At 65.8% G+C, this 14,543-nt stretch carries 14 protein-coding genes; 5 read left to right on the top strand and 9 right to left on the bottom strand.

The genetic code is table 11. The features are described from left to right. The first annotated feature begins 17 nt into the window (after positions 1 to 17). A complete protein-coding gene (locus tag ACFWO3_RS02695) occupies positions 18 to 791 on the top strand; it encodes an alpha/beta fold hydrolase (protein ID WP_378573406.1) in 774 nt (257 codons plus the stop codon). Beyond that, positions 791 to 1,093, top strand: a complete 303-nt coding sequence (locus tag ACFWO3_RS02690) for an MGMT family protein (protein ID WP_378573404.1) — start codon at positions 791 to 793, stop codon at positions 1,091 to 1,093. Before ACFWO3_RS02695 ends, ACFWO3_RS02690 begins: the two co-directional genes overlap by 1 nt. 1 nt (position 1,094) lies before the next feature. Here the strand turns inward: ACFWO3_RS02690 and ACFWO3_RS02685 are convergent, their stop codons facing one another. Further along, entirely contained in the window at positions 1,095 to 1,766 is a 672-nt protein-coding gene (locus ACFWO3_RS02685) for a winged helix-turn-helix transcriptional regulator (RefSeq protein ID WP_378573401.1), read from the bottom strand. 50 nt (positions 1,767 to 1,816) lie between these two features. Here ACFWO3_RS02685 and ACFWO3_RS02680 point away from each other — a divergent pair, with 50 nt between their 5' ends. Further along, positions 1,817 to 2,236, top strand: a complete 420-nt coding sequence (locus ACFWO3_RS02680; RefSeq protein ID WP_378573399.1) for a DUF1761 domain-containing protein — start codon at positions 1,817 to 1,819, stop codon at positions 2,234 to 2,236. Between the two features lie 53 nt (positions 2,237 to 2,289). Next, on the top strand, positions 2,290 to 4,014 hold the full coding sequence (locus ACFWO3_RS02675; protein WP_378573397.1) for an NTP transferase domain-containing protein: 1,725 nt from the start codon (positions 2,290 to 2,292) through the stop codon (positions 4,012 to 4,014). Here the strand turns inward: ACFWO3_RS02675 and ACFWO3_RS02670 are convergent. The 6 genes from ACFWO3_RS02670 to ACFWO3_RS02645 form a co-directional block, all read right to left on the bottom strand. Then, positions 4,003 to 4,713: a sirohydrochlorin chelatase gene (locus ACFWO3_RS02670; protein WP_378573395.1), complete on the bottom strand. Its 711-nt coding sequence runs from the start codon at positions 4,711 to 4,713 to the stop codon at positions 4,003 to 4,005. The two genes, ACFWO3_RS02675 and ACFWO3_RS02670, sit on opposite strands and share 12 nt — an antisense overlap. After that, entirely contained in the window at positions 4,710 to 5,855 is a 1,146-nt protein-coding gene (locus ACFWO3_RS02665) for a uroporphyrinogen-III synthase (protein ID WP_378573393.1), read from the bottom strand. Before ACFWO3_RS02665 ends, ACFWO3_RS02670 begins: the two co-directional genes overlap by 4 nt. Continuing rightward, entirely contained in the window at positions 5,852 to 6,259 is a 408-nt protein-coding gene (gene nirD / locus ACFWO3_RS02660) for a nitrite reductase small subunit NirD (protein ID WP_378573390.1), read from the bottom strand. Before nirD ends, ACFWO3_RS02665 begins: the two co-directional genes overlap by 4 nt. Before the next feature lie 75 nt (positions 6,260 to 6,334). Next, entirely contained in the window at positions 6,335 to 8,845 is a 2,511-nt protein-coding gene (gene nirB / locus ACFWO3_RS02655) for a nitrite reductase large subunit NirB (RefSeq protein WP_378573388.1), read from the bottom strand. Between the two features lie 41 nt (positions 8,846 to 8,886). Then, positions 8,887 to 10,308 carry an MFS transporter gene (locus tag ACFWO3_RS02650; protein ID WP_378573386.1) on the bottom strand — a complete coding sequence of 474 codons (1,422 nt, stop codon included), beginning with the start codon at positions 10,306 to 10,308 and terminating at the stop codon, positions 8,887 to 8,889. 135 nt (positions 10,309 to 10,443) lie between these two features. Then, positions 10,444 to 11,619, bottom strand: a complete 1,176-nt coding sequence (locus ACFWO3_RS02645; protein WP_378573998.1) for a CynX/NimT family MFS transporter — start codon at positions 11,617 to 11,619, stop codon at positions 10,444 to 10,446. 67 nt (positions 11,620 to 11,686) lie between these two features. On the opposite strand from ACFWO3_RS02645, the gene ACFWO3_RS02640 reads away from it, so the two are divergent. Beyond that, positions 11,687 to 12,355: a FadR/GntR family transcriptional regulator gene (locus ACFWO3_RS02640; RefSeq protein ID WP_378573384.1), complete on the top strand. Its 669-nt coding sequence runs from the start codon at positions 11,687 to 11,689 to the stop codon at positions 12,353 to 12,355. Here ACFWO3_RS02640 and ACFWO3_RS02635 read toward each other — a convergent pair. Together ACFWO3_RS02635 and moeZ are read right to left on the bottom strand one after the other, a co-directional pair. Continuing rightward, on the bottom strand, positions 12,352 to 13,206 hold the full coding sequence (locus ACFWO3_RS02635) for a TIGR02569 family protein (protein WP_378573381.1): 855 nt from the start codon (positions 13,204 to 13,206) through the stop codon (positions 12,352 to 12,354). The two genes, ACFWO3_RS02640 and ACFWO3_RS02635, sit on opposite strands and share 4 nt — an antisense overlap. Before the next feature lie 45 nt (positions 13,207 to 13,251). Beyond that, positions 13,252 to 14,457: an adenylyltransferase/sulfurtransferase MoeZ gene (gene moeZ / locus ACFWO3_RS02630; protein ID WP_378573379.1), complete on the bottom strand. Its 1,206-nt coding sequence runs from the start codon at positions 14,455 to 14,457 to the stop codon at positions 13,252 to 13,254. Positions 14,458 to 14,543: the final 86 nt, after the last annotated feature.

Genomic DNA, 14,543 nt, shown 5'->3' with positions numbered 1-14,543 from the left:
ACCTAGAGTGGACTCTCGTGTCGGCATTGCATACGTACCTGTACGGGCCCGAGGACGGACCCGAGATTCTCGCGCTCCACGGGGTCACCGGACACGGTCGACGGTGGGAGACACTCGCTCACGACCACGTTCCGGAGGCGAGGTGGATCGCACCTGATCTGCTCGGTCACGGCCGTTCCACCTGGTCGGCACCGTGGAACATCGAGGCACATGTCGCTGCCGTCGTCGACACTCTGAAAGCGCACGCCCGGGGACCCGTGGTCGTGGTCGGCCACTCGTTCGGCGGGGCCCTCGCGGTGCATCTCGCGAACGTCGCTCCGGAACGGGTGCGCGCTCTCGTCCTGCTCGACCCGGCCATCGGACTCGACGGCGACCTGATGAGCAAGGTGGCCGAGCTGACAATCTCCTCCCCCGACTACACCGATGCCGCCGAAGCTCGCGCGGAGAAGCGAGGCGAAGCGTGGGCGGACGTCCCCGCCCACGTCCTGGACGCCGAGATCGACGAGCACCTGATCGAGTTGGACAACGGGCGCGTGAACTGGCGGATGTCCGTGCCCGCCGTCGTCGCAGTGTGGGGCGAACTGGCACGTGAGTACGTGTTGCCACCCAACGTGCCCACTGCCCTGGTGCCTGCGAAGAAGGTCCAGCCGCCTTACACGACGGAGAAGTTCCGGGCAGCCCTGCGCGAGCGTCTGGGCGAGAACCTGACCACCACAGAACTCGACTGCGACCACATGGTTCCGCAGGCCCGCCCAGACGACGTGGCCGGCATCCTCCGCAATTACCTCTGATGTCCGCCACCACCGACGACCAGATCGAGCGGGTTCGGGAACTGGTCGCCTCGATACCGCCCGGGTCGGTGTCGACCTATGGCGACATCGCGGAAGCGGCCTGCCTGTCGAGTCCGCGAACGGTCGGTTGGATCATGCGCACCGACGCAGCAGATCTTCCGTGGCACAGAGTAATCGGAGCGTCCGGACGGCCCGCGGCGCACCTCGCTCACAGACAGATCGCAGCGCTCGAACTCGAAGGCGTCCGCATCCGTGATGGGCGCGTGGATCTCGCCTCGGCCCGCCATCGATTCGCCGTGTGAGTCAGGCCCGTCGATCGGCATTACCCGTCGGCAGCACTGCGAAGACCCTTTCGAGGACGTGCACGTCGCCTTCCAGCTCTCCCGTCGAGAGTGCCTGCTCGATTCCCATGCTCCCGGAGGCAAGGGCAACGACCACGTCGGGCGGAGCGCTGAGGACCGTCGCCGGTCGGCCTTCCAGACGGACGAACGCGCTGGGTCCGTCCCCGTCGATTTTCAGGACAATCAGGAAGCCATCCGTCTCGATGCCGAGCTCCACCGAAGGCGAAGCGGACGCGCCGCGAAGGAGCGCGGGTAGCGCAAGAGTCAGCCAGCGCGGCTGAAACGAGTCGTCGCCACGGCCGGTCTCGAGCAAGGGTGCTCCCCACCGACCGAGAGCCTCCATGGCTTCCCGTAATCCCATGCCCCAGGGCGTGAGGGCGTAGGTCACGCCGGACTCCGCCAACCGTCGCTCGACGATCCCGTTCGTTTCCATGGATCGCAGTCGCTCGGCCAGGAGGTTCGTCGCGATGCCCTCGAGCGAGTTCTTGAGCTCGGTATAGCGCATTGGGCCGGGGAGGAGTTCGCGCACTACAAGGAGCGTCCAGCGCTCACCCACGACGTCCAGGGAACGCGCCAGCGCGCAGAACTGTCCGTAGGTACGGGGGCTCTTCGATTGACGATTGACTTTCTCCATCACAGTTGATTATATCAACCGAAATGGACACGTCGATTTGGGGGACTTCCATGCAACCGAGCATCAGCTTCCTGGCCGCGGCGATCGCGTTCGTGGTCGGGCTGGCAATTGCGTGGGTCTGGTACAGCGACTGGGGACTCGTCGGGGGCGCCTGGCGGGAGCTGACCGGGGTTACCAAGGAGCACTCGGCGCGGGGAGGTACGAGACCCTTCGCGATCCTGGTCGCGTCGATCCTCGTAACCTCCCTGACCCTCACGTCCGCCTGCTCCATCGCGTCGGCCTACTTCGACAGCGATTCGGTCTGGCTCGCCCTCGTCGTCGGCGGCACTTCGTGGCTCGGCCTCTCCATGTCCACGCTGGCGCAGCACAACGGTTTCGAGCAGAAACCCGCTCGACTCACCGCGATCAACGGTGCGTACCAACTCACACTGTTTCTGGGCATGACCCTCGCCATCGGGTTGCTGCAATAGAGATCGATCGGAACGTTCGTGCAATCGGCTGACCGGTGCGGCAGCATGGTTCCATGGTGTCCACACACGCGATAGTTCTGGCCGGAGGAAAAGCCAGCCGCATGGGTGGGGTGGACAAGCCCGCACTCGTCGTGGGTGGGCGTCGGATGCTCGACACGGCGCTCGCCGCCGTCTCGGGGTGCGAGCGCATCGTGGTCGTCGGGCCACACCGCCCGGACCTGGAGGCCGATGTTCTGCAGACACGCGAATCACCGCCCGGGTCAGGTCCGGTGGCCGCTGTCGCAGCCGGTTTCGAAGCGATTCGCCCCGGCACGAACGACACGATCGTGGTGCTCGCCGCCGACCTTCCCTTCCTCGAAACGGGTCTGATCGACGCCCTGGGCGACGCCACCCGGGATGCGGGCGCCTCGTTCGCAGTGGACGAGACGGATCGAGTGCAGTTTCTGTGCGCGGCCTGGGTCGCAGGAGTGCTCGACGAACGTCTGAAGTCGTTGAACACCTTTGTGAATCAACCCATGAAAGTTCTTGTCCCCGAGCACTACTCTCGGATCTCGACCGCCGGCGCCCTCGACTGCGACACGATGTCCGACATCGACCGCGCGCGTGCCCATCCTCGGCACGAAGCTCTGGGGATCGACGAGGCACGACGAGCCGTTCTTCGCGCGGTGAGACCCCTGACACCGGAGGCACGGCACCTCGAAACAGCCCGAGGCGCTGCATTGTCGGCTCCGTTGGTCGCAGCGGAGGCCTGCCCGCGCATGGACGTGTCGGCCATGGACGGGTACGCCGTCACGGCGGGCGGAGGACCGTGGCACCTCCGCAACGAGACCCGATTCGCCGGCAGCCCCGACACTGTCGAAATCGAGGACGGTGAAGCCGTCAGAATCGCGACCGGCGCCCACGTTCCGGCCGGCTCGGCCGCCGTACTGCGCGACGAGCACGTCACCGTTGCCGGTTCGGTGGTGAGCCGCCGCGTCGACACCCCCGTTCGCGACGACACCCGACGCCGAGGAGAGGACTGGCACGCCGGCGAGGTCATCGCAGAAGCCGGAACACCCGTCGACCCTGCCCTGATCTCGGCAGCCGCGACCGCCGAGATCACAGTTGCGCCGGTTCGCGGTCCGGTTCGTGCCCACGTCGTGGTGACAGGCGACGAGATCCGCCGCAGCGGCCCCCTGCACACCGGTCAGATTCGCGACACCCTCGGCCCGATCCTGCCGATGCTGCTGGCACACTGCGGAGTTCACGATTCGACACACGCACACCTGCGGGACACGCCGGAAGGCTTCGAACAGGTACTCCGCGAGATCACCGACACCGACGTCCTCGTCATCGTCGGTGCCACCGGTGGTGGTGCTGCCGATCAACTGCGTCGGTCGCTGGACGAGGTGGGTGCGCACGTGATCGTGGGGCGCGTGGCGATCCGGCCAGGTGGTTCCCAGATCGTCGCCACACTCCCCGACGGGCGGGTTGTCCTCGGACTTCCAGGGAACCCGTACGCAGCGGTGGCGACACTGGCGACGATGTTGCCCACTATCGCCGCCGCACTTCGGAACTCGGAGCCACCCACGCCGCGAAAGGGCACGGTGGCCGACCTTCGTGACATTGCCACGACCGTCACGCGCGTACTGCCGGCCATCCAACTACCCGACGGACGCTGGAAGGTCGAGCAGTCGGTTCGTACGGCCCATCTCGCCGGACTCGTCGGGCGTGACGCCCTGGCGATCGTGCACCCGGATCACACCGGGCCGGTAGAGCTGATCCCGTTACCGCGCTGAGCGGTAGGGAGCGGTGGCGAGCAGCGAATCGGCAGCGGCCACGAACCGGTCTTCGAGCAAACCCACCACGTCCGGATCCACGCCGAGGGGCTGAGCCACGCCGTCCGCTCCAGCTTCACTCAAACGGTCGTGAAACAGGCCGCGTGCCAGTAGGTACGACGCGACGAACACCTTCTCGGCGCCGCCGCGACGGACCCGAGCCACCACGTCTGGAACACGCGGCTGACCTGTTGCCACGTAACCGATCTCCACCCGGGCGCCCACAGCTTCGGACAGCATCGCGGCGGCAACGCGGACATCACGAAGTGCGCGGGGATCGGACGAGCCTGCTGCAGCCAGCACCACAGAATCACCGGGGCACCAGCCGGCTTCCACGAGCCTGCGAATCAATACCTGCGTCAGAACCGGATCGGGTCCGAGAGCCCTGGTCACCACCACTTCGGGGTGTTCGCTCGCCGCGACCTCACGGGGAACGTCGGTGTGCACGTGGTAGCCGGAGGCAAGGAACGCCGGTACCACGACCGCCGGTCCATCCAACTCCCGCAACACTTCCGCCGGAGCGGGCCCCAGGACGTCGACGAATGCGACACGAGTTCGTCCCACCCGCTCGGAGACCGCGTCGGCGAGCGAGGCGATCATCTCCACCCCTCGCGGGTTGCGTGTTCCGTGTGCCACCAGCACCATTCTCGGATCGCTCATAGTCGTTCCTCTCCGCATTCGACGGGATCGAGGGCCAACCGGTATCCCCTCTTCACCACTGTCTGAACAGCTTTCGGTGCACCTAGCGATGCACGGAGCCGGGCGACTGCCGTCTCGACGGCGTGGGTGTCGCCGCCGCCACCAGGCAGGACGCCGAGCAGTTCGTCTCGCGACACCACCCGGCCGGGGCGTGCGCCCAGCGCGCGAATCAGGGCCATTGCAGCGGGCGGCAACTGGCGGACTTCTCCGTCGACCACGACGCAGCATCCTCTGATACTCAGTTCGTGACCGGAGGCCTGAATTCTGTTGGCCCGCCTGGGTAGCTCGTCAACAATGTGCCGTGCCAGCGCACCGAGGCGTGCACGGCTCGGCTCGGAAGTTGGTACACCGAGTTGGTGCAGCGGCGCTGCGGTGACCGGACCGACGCACACCGCGGCGACGCGGCCGCGCAGAGCATGCAGCATGGGCTCGAGCAGTCCGATTTCCTTCGCCCGACCCAACATCGAGGCGACGGCGGGAGCGCTGGTGAAGCTGATCGCGTCCAGGCCACCCAGCGTCACCATCTCGATCATCCGGTCCAGCTGGCCCGGTTCTTCCGGTGGTGTCCACCGGTAGACCGGCACTGCGATGACCTCGGCACCCGCACAGCGCAGAACCTCACAGAAGTCGGGAATCGGCTCCCACTCGGTGATGGCCCCGTGAAGCTGCACGGCGATTCGCTTCCCTTCGACCCCCGCTTCCAGGAGGTGGTCCAGGACTTCGGCAGAAGATTCGGATTCCGGCGACCACGTTTCACGCAGACCCGCCGCCCGAATCGCACCCTTCGCCTTCGGCCCACGTGCAAGGAGATCCACGTGAGCGAAGGAATCGGTCAACGACTCGGCCAGCCCCCACCCCTCGGCGGCTTCCATCCACCCGCGGAATCCGATACCGGTCGTCGCCACCACGATCGACGGCGGATTCCCGATGATCTCGCGGGTGACCCGCTCGAGCTCGAGGTCGTCGGCCAGCGGAACGATCCGGATCGACGGGGCATATACGACGGTGGCTCCGCGCCGCGTCAGCAGGGTTCCGAATTCCTCGGCCCGGCGCGACGCCGTGATACCCACCGTGAACCCACACAGTGGTGTCGCATCGTTCACGAAACCGCACGCCCCGGCTGGTCCTGCAACGGGACCGAGCTGTGGACCTGGACGACGCCTGCCCACACTCGGACGTCGTAGACGGGCAACCGCATGTCCTCGTCGTCCAGGCAGCGGCCGTCGACCAGCGAGAAAACCTGCTTGAGCAGCGGTGACACCACTATGGGTTCGCCACCGCGGTCCCCCACCAGGCCGCGCGACATCACGGCGGCGCGGCCGAAGGGGTCGATGTTTCCGACTGCGCGCAGCGTTCCCTCCTCGAGGCGAAACAGCGCAACCTGCTCCCCGCCCCGCAGCAACACTGCGACGCCTCGGCCTGGAATCAGATGACTGAGCGGGCAGGCCGACGTCCATTCGAGACGCCCGGATTGCACGCTTGCGCGGCCGACGTGGGTCACGGTCATGATTTCCTCCTCAGCACCGCTCATGCGGTCCATTCCTGTCTACGGCTCGGGTGTTTCTCCGGTGTTAAGCCGCCATTACTCCGATGTAGAACCTGCGAATTTCGGCATTCCCATGAGTACGGGCACCTTCCTGGCGCCGGAGTCGTCGAAGGACACCGTGGGGTCTTCCTGGTCGGGCGCGTTGACGAAGGAGACGAATCGCGAGAGCTTCTCCGGGTCCTCGAGAACGCCGGCCCATTCGTCGCGGTATCCGGCGACGTGCTTGGCCATGTCCTCTTCGAGCTCGGAACCGATCCCGAGGCTGTCCTCGCAGACGACGGCTTTCAGATGGTCGAGCCCGCCGTCCAGAGATTCCATCCAGGGCGCTGTCCGCTGCAGACGGTCCGCGGTGCGCACGTAGAACATGAGGTACCGGTCGATGTACCGAACCAGGGTCTCGTCGTCGAGGCCCCCTGCGAGCAACTGGGCGTGCTTCGGTGACTGCCCGCCGTTGCCACCCACGTAGAGGTTCCAGCCGTTCTCCGTGGCAATGACGCCGACGTCCTTGCCGCGGGCTTCGGCACATTCGCGGGCACAGCCCGAGACACCGAACTTGATCTTGTGCGGCGACCGCAGCCCGCGATAACGGTTCTCGAGGTTCACGGCCATGCCGACCGAGTCCTGGACCCCGTACCGGCACCACGTGGAGCCGACGCAGCTCTTCACGGTGCGCAACGACTTTCCGTACGCCTGCCCCGATTCCATGCCGGCGTTCACGAGTCGCTTCCAGATCGCCGGAAGCTGTTCCACGCGAGCACCGAAGAGGTCGATGCGCTGGCCACCCGTCACCTTCGTGTAGAGCCCGAAGTCGCGGGCGACCTCACCGATGACGATCAGCTGTTCCGGCGTGCACTCACCGCCCGGCATCCGTGGGACGACCGAATAGGTGCCGTTCTTCTGAATGTTCGCCAGGAAGTGGTCGTTGGTGTCCTGCAAAGACGCCTGCTGACGGTGCAGGATGTGGTCGGAGTCCGTGGACGCCAGGATCGACGCGACCGTCGGCTTGCAGATGTCGCAGCCGGATCCCTTGCCGTACTTGGCGATCAGGGCCGAGAAGGTGCGGGTGTTCGTGGCCTGCACGATCTGGAACAATTCGGCACGCGACTGCTCGAAGTGCTCGCACAGGGCCTTCGACATGACGACACCCGACGAAGCCAACAACTGCTTCACGGTCGGCAGACAGCCACCACACGTGGTTCCGGCGTTGGTGCACCCCTTGATCGCGGCGAGATCGCAGGCACCGTCGGCGATCGCACCGCAGATCGTGCCCTTGGTGACGCCGTTGCAGGAACACACCTCGGCATCGTCGGGAAGAGCTCCGGCGCCGGGCTTCTCGCCCACCGGCGAGATCAGCGCGGCAGGGTCGCCGGGAAGCTCGCTGCCGACGAGTGGACGCAGCGTCGCGTAGGCGGAGGCGTCGCCGACCAGGATGCCGCCGAGAAGAGTCTTCGCATCGTCGGAGACGACGAGCTTGGCGTAGGTGCCCTTCGACGCGTCGTTGAGTACGACTTCCAACGCCCCGGGCGACGTCGCCATCGCGTCACCGAAACTGGCGACGTCGACGCCCATGAGCTTGAGCTTGGTGGACATGTCGGCCCCGGGGAACTCTGCCTCGCCACCGAGTAGGCGGTCTGCCACGATCTCGGCGGTGGTGTAGCCGGGCGCGACCAGGCCGTAGCACTTGCCCTCGACGGCCGCACATTCGCCGACCGCGTACACGTTCTCATCCGACGTGCGGCAGCCCCGGTCGGTCAGAATACCGCCACGTTCACCGACGTCGAGTCCGGTGTCGCGGGCGAGCTGATCGCGCGGGCGGATGCCTGCGGAGAACACCACCAACGAGGCGTCGATGGCAGAGTCGTCCGAAAGTTGCACGCGGACACCGTTGTCGGAGGCTTCGATCGATCGAGTGCCGACGCCGGTGTGCACGGTCAGGCCGAGGTCGGCGACCAGGCGTTCGAGCACAGCGCCACCACCCTCGTCCACCTGGGCGGGCATCAGCCGTGAGTTGTACTCCACCACATGCGGAGTCATGCCGAGCAGGCGCAGTGCGTTCGCTGCTTCCAGGCCGAGCAGACCACCACCGATGACAACACCGACAGAGCCCGGTCCTGCGGCCTCAGCGGTCGCCCTGATCCCGTCGAGGTCGTCGAGCGTGCGGTAGACGTAGCACTCGGGGCGTTCGTGACCGGGAACCGGTGGCACGAACGGGTAGGAGCCCGTCGCCATGACCAGCGCATCGTAGGACACGGCGGCTCCGGAAGAAGTGGTGACCTCACGCGACTCGCGATCGATCGACACTGCCTTCGAGCCGATCCGCAGGTCGACCAGGTCGTCGCCGGCGTAGTCGTTGCCGGCGAGGGCGAGTTCCTTGTGGTCCCACGAGCCCACGTAGGACGAAAGTCCGACCCGGTCGTACGCGGGCAACGGCTCCTCACACAGAACGGTGATCGACCATTCGTTGAGCTCGTCGCGTGCACGCAAGGCCTCGACGAACCGGTGTCCGACCATTCCGTGGCCGACGACGACTGCTGACTTGTGGCTCATGATGGGCTCCTACTACTCGTATTGCCGTGATCGTGTTCGCGTCAGACGACGGCCGACAGGGTTTTCTCGTCGTCGCGGGCGGGTGACTCGTGTGGGGACGGCCTGCGCAGGAAGACGAACCAGGTGACGGCGATGCAGACGAGGTAGAAGGTGAGGAAAACCCAGAACGCCATGGTCGCCGACTTCGCAGGGCTGTTGTACGACGCGCGGAGTACCAGATTGATGCCGACACCGCCGAGTCCGCCGACCGCGCCCGCGAATCCGATCAGGGCACCGGACATGCTCCGCGACCAGGCGGCCTTGTCTGCGCGGTCCAGGCCGACGAGGCCCTGAGCCTTGGCTTCGAATATCGCGGGAATCATCTTGTAGACCGAGCCGTTCCCGAGCCCTGACAGCAGGAACAGCGCGATGAATCCGAGGACGAATGTCGCCATCACGGCACCTGTCGCGGCACCTTCGCTCGCGTCGTCGACAGTCCCGGCGACCACCAGTACGCCTGCCGCGACGGCCATCGCGGCGAAGGTGTAGACCGTGATCTTTCCACCGCCGATGCGGTCCGCGAGCTTGCCGCCGAGTGGGCGGGCGATCGAACCGAGCAGTGGCCCGATGAAGGCGATCTGGGCTGCGCTCAGGGCAGCCTCGGCCGGTGTGGCGCCACCGGCCAGGTAATTGATCTGCAAGATTTGCCCGAAGGCGAAGCTGAACCCGATGAACGAGCCGAACGTGCCCACGTAGAGAAAGCTGATCACCCACGACCGGGAGAACTTCAGCGCTGTGGCCATGGACCGCAGATCCGACTTCTGGTTACCCAGGTTGTCCATGAACAGGGCAGCGCCCACGGCCGCCGCGGCGACGAAGACGAGGTACACGGCGCACACGATCCACGGCGCCTGGTTGCCGATCGTCGCGATGACGAACAATCCGATCAGCTGGATGGTCGGAACGCCGATGTTTCCGCCGCCCGCGTTCAGGCCGAGCGCCCATCCCTTGAGGCGCTGCGGGTAGAACGCGTTGATGTTGGTCATCGACGACGCGAAATTGCCGCCGCCCACACCGGCGAGTGCGGCCACCAGCATGAAAGTGGTGTAGGACGCACCCGGATTCGTCATCAGGTACAGGACGCCGAGCGTCGGGACGAACAGCACGAGAGCGCTGAAGACCGTCCAGTTTCGTCCACCGAACCGCGCAGTGGCGACGGTGTACGGAATACGCAGGATCGAACCCACCAGGGTGGGAACAGCGACCAGGAAGAATTTCCCGGCTGCGTCGATGCCGTAGATGTCGCTCGGCATGAACAGCACCATCACCGACCAGATGGACCACACCGAGAACCCGACGTGCTCGGCGATCACGGACCAGATCAGGTTTCGCTTCGCGACGTCCTTGCCGCCTGCTTCCCAGGCCTCTACGTCCTCGGCATCCCAGTGTTCTATGTAGTGACGGCGTTCGGTGTAGCTCTTCACCCCGGGCCTCCTCGTCGTGTGGAGACCCAAAGGTAGAAAACGGGTGTTGCGTGAGTGCTGCGGCCGATGACCGCAAAGTCAATTGATCCTCACCGTGGTGAGCCCGCGGGCGTGAGATTCGAGAAATTGCGACGATCAGTGGTTTCTACCTGCAGCGATCCAGCTGTCCTCCATCATTCGGGGCTTGCATGCCTGCGCTCCACCTATGACCACGATCACCACCGCAACGGTCAGGAGTCCGAAGGACGCCCCCCATTCGCCGGTCACATCGTGGAACACACCGAACAGCAGCGGACCCACGCACGCCACCGCGTAACCCAGTCCCTGGGTGAACCCCGAGAGCGACGCCGACCCCATGTGAGTCCGCGTCCGGAGGTTGATGAGGGTGAGCGACATCGGGAAGGTGCTCGGACCGAGGCCCACGATCACGATCCACAGGATCGGTGCGCTCATCGGTGCGAGAAGAAGTCCGGCGAATCCGATCAGATAGCAGGCGGCGCAGGCGAGCACCACGGGAAACGGGTTGGTCATACGCGCGCACAGCGAAGGAGCACCGAGGGCGGCCACCAGGCCCATGAACGAGAACACCCCGACCATGGCGCCGCCGAAGGATTCGCTTGCTCCGGCACTCGTGAGAATGTCGGGGATCCACGTGAACATCGAGTAGGTGATGCACGACGTCATGCCGAACATCGCGGCCATACCCCAGGCCACCGGTGATCGCCAGGCCTGGCCCCGGACCTGATCCGGGTGATCGGTGTGGTGCTCGGTTGCCGTGCCGCGAACCTCTGCCCGCCGTGCACGCAGGCGTACGGCGATCCACGGCAGGGCCGCTGCGAACCCGAATGCGGCCCACACTGCGATCGACACCCGCCACCCGGCAGCTTCCGCGAGGGGCACCGCAACGAAGGCAGGTGCGATGGTGCCGATCTGCACCCCGACGATGTACACCGAACTCATCAGGGCGAGGCGATCCGAGAAGTAGCGCTTGACCAAGGGAGGCACCACGACGTTGCCGATACCCATGCCGCCGAGGGCAAGGGCGGACAGTGCAAGCAACGACCAGACGTCGTCGACCATTGCGCGCAACAGCATTCCGGTGCCGGCCATCAGCATGGCGATCAGCGCCGTTCGCTCGAGGCCCCACCAGCGGGCCAGATACGGCGTGGCGATACCGAACAGAGCGAACATGGCGGTCGGCACCATGCCGAAGACTCCGACGACGGTCGGCGAGAATCCGATATCGTCGCGAATCTGCGCTGCAAGAGGGGTGAACGAGGTGACCGCCAGCCTCAGCACGAGCGCCGACATGGCGATCGCGGAGAACACGAGCAGACGACCACGTATGAGACTCACCGGAAAATCATAGGATGATTGGATGACCGTTGTGAAACCAGTAAGGCGAACGAGTCTCATCTCACAGGTGACGGATCAACTCCGCGAACGGATCCGTGACAGGCGATGGGAAGTGGGCGACCGTATCCCGACCGAACCCGAACTCGTCGAACAATTCGGCACCGGACGCAACACAGTCCGCGAAGCGGTTCAATCACTCGTCCACGCGGGCATCCTCGAGCGCCGACAGGGCTCCGGGACGTTCGTCGTCGCCACCTCCGAGGTCGGATCCGCACTCGGGAACTATTTCGCCAGCGCACACGAACGAGATGTCCTCGAACTCCGGCAGGCACTGGATGTGACGGCGGCCCACCTGGCGGCACGGCGGCGCACCGCAGCGGACATCGAAACCCTGAAGCGGTTGCTACGCGAACGGCGCGAACAGTGGCCGGCGGAAGACCGCGACACGGCCGTTGCCGCGGACGTGGCACTCCACCGTGCCATCGTCGCCACGAGCCACAACTCCGTCTACCTCGAGTTCTACGACTCCCTGTTGCCGAGCATCGAGCAGACGATCGACCACCACGTCACGGCCACCGGCATCGGATTCCACGACGAGCACTCCGCCTTGGTCGCAGCGATCGTCGACGGAGACCCCGACGGTGCGGCGACGGCAGCGCGCACCCTCTTCGACGAACTTCTCGGAAGCTAGAGAACCAGCCGAACCAGATCGGCGGTCCGTGCGAGTCCGGGGAACGCATCGGCAGTCGAGCGTGGGTGCAGCACATGCACGGCCAGCCTGAACAACACGGCCCGCAGCAGCATCTGCGGCCATTCCGGCAGATCTTCCCAGCGCCCGATCAGAGCTTCGTCGGCTCCGCCCCAGGAAATCGCATCGACCACCGCCACCGCGGCAGCCCACGCAGGCGGCCGCCAGTACGGCGTGATGTCCGTGATTCCGGGGGCCTCCGCCCCCGAGAACAGCACGGTCCCGAAAAGATCACCGTGGACCAATTGGTCCGGACTGTTGACGGGCTTGCGCAGCGACGCCAGACCGGCGATCAGTTCGAGACTCTTACGCCCGTCGGGTGACGGCGTTTCGAGTTGCTCGGCGCCCTTGGCGCTGCGCAGCGGCACCTTCTCCCATGCGGCACGGTCGGCAGCGACGAACACGTCGACCTCGGCGAGGGGCGGAACAGGGTGCTGCACGAGAAATCGGGGACGGTCCAGCTGAGATGTCGCCGCATGGAGCCGTCCGGACATCGACACGACCTCGTCGTGTCTCGGCTCGGGAGAGCCCTCGATGAAGGTGTCGGCGCGCCAGCCCGACACCACGTAGCGACCGTCTGTCGATCGCACCGGGCGAGCGAGACGCACGCCGTCCACTTCCAAGGTCTCACGCACCTTTGCGGACCATGCCGCTCGGGCGTGATCGGCGACGGGCGACAGGACCACGTCTCCACACAGCCATCCGCCGTCCCAATCCGCCCCTAGTGGGGTCGGATCGACTTCGCGCAGGCCGAACGTGGAGCACACGTGCTGGGGAGGTTGGCCGGTGCTCACGTCCGCCAGGCTACCGCCGCGACGGCAGCAGCCCGGTAGGCGCGCCTAATAGACCGGCAACGTCGGATCGACCTGGTTCGCCCACGCAATCACTCCGCCCTGCAAATGCACAGCATCCGCGAATCCGGCCTTCTTCACCGCAGCGAGGGCCTCCGCCGAGCGAATACCGGTCTTGCAGTGCAGCACGATCCGCTTGTCTTGGGGCAGCTCCGCGAGGGCCTCGCCCGACAGGATCCGGTCCTTGGGTATCAGCACAGCGCCGGGCAGGTGAACAATGTCCCATTCGACAGGCTCGCGAACATCGACGAGTTCCACTGCCGCCCCCGAATCGAGCAGGTTCCGCAACTCCACCGGTGTGATCGTGGAATCCGCGGCGGCCGCAGCACCCTCGTCGGACACCACACCACAGAAGGCGTCGTAGTCGATCAGTTCGGTGACCGACCGACGGTCGGGGTCCCTGCCCAGCGTGACGGTTCGATACGTCATGTCGAGGGCGTTGTAGAGCATGAGCCGACCCAGCAACGAATCACCGATTCCGGTGATCAGCTTGATCGCCTCCGTCGCCATGATCGACCCGATCGACGCGCACAGCACCCCGAGCACTCCACCTTCGGCACATGAGGGAACCATGCCCGGCGGCGGGGCCTCCGGGTACAGATCACGGTAGTTGCGCCCACGCCCATCCGGCGCGTCCTCCCAGAACACCGAGGCCTGGCCCTCGAACCGGTAGATCGAACCCCAGACGTACGGCTTGTGCGCCAGGATCGCGGCATCGTTGACCAGGTATCGCGTGGCGAAGTTGTCGGTGCCGTCGAGGATCAGATCGTATTGCGAGAAAAGTTCGACCGCGTTGTCGGTGTCCAGCCGGAACTCGTGCAGGCGGACCTGCACGTGTTCGTTGATTTCGCGGATGGTGTCACGCGCGCTCTCCCCCTTCGGCCGCCCCACGTCCGACCGGCCATGCACGATCTGCCTCTGCAAGTTCGACATGTCGACCTCGTCGAACTCCACGATGCCGATCGTGCCGACGCCCGCAGCCGCCAGATACATGAGCGCGGGAGACCCCAGACCGCCCGCGCCGACGAACAGCACCCTCGCGTTCTTGAGCCGCTTCTGCCCCACCATTCCCACGGCGGGGATGATTAGGTGACGGCTGTACCGGGCGACCTCGTCGCGAGACAGTTCCTCGGCGGGCGTCGTCAGCGGGGGAAGCGAGCCCGACCGCGTGCGCTCAGCGTTGTCTACAGTCACGGAACTCTCCTCATTCGGATCGCGTCACCTGCCGGGTCACACCTCTGTGGCAACACGGCGCGGCCGCACATTCTTCCCGCTCGGAC

The organism is Rhodococcus sp. NPDC058521, assembly GCF_042719695.1.
Classification (GTDB): domain Bacteria; phylum Actinomycetota; class Actinomycetes; order Mycobacteriales; family Mycobacteriaceae; genus Rhodococcus_F.
This window is presented reverse-complemented; position numbering and strand designations above follow the sequence as displayed.